The organism is Neisseria sp. P0009.S007 (assembly GCF_051962515.1).
The window spans coordinates 1-231 of record NZ_JBQCVF010001336.1; the positions used below are offsets into that span (position 1 = coordinate 1).

General features: G+C 59.7%; 1 protein-coding gene. It reads right to left on the reverse strand.

Going from position 1 to position 231, the window contains the following annotated elements:
• A partial coding sequence (locus tag ACTHS3_RS18840) for a 23S rRNA (pseudouridine(1915)-N(3))-methyltransferase RlmH (RefSeq protein ID WP_440368937.1) occupies positions 1-207 on the reverse strand: 207 nt, incomplete at its 3' end.
• Positions 208-231 lie beyond the last annotated feature (24 nt).

Here is a 231-nt window from a genome sequence, read left to right on the forward strand (position 1 = left end):
GAATTCGCCTTGGGGGATGGCTTCGAGGAAGCGTTTTTCTTCCTCCGCAATGCCTTGTGCGGCGTTGACGCCTGCGCCGCGTTTTTCGGGTTTGATTTCTTTGAGGGTGTAGGCGACGTCGCGTCCGAAGCGTTTGGCGTATTCGCCGACGGCTTCGTCCACCCAGCGGGGCATTTTGGTGCCGACGGCGAGGACGGTGATGTTCATGGGTTTCCTTGGTCGGATGGGGTC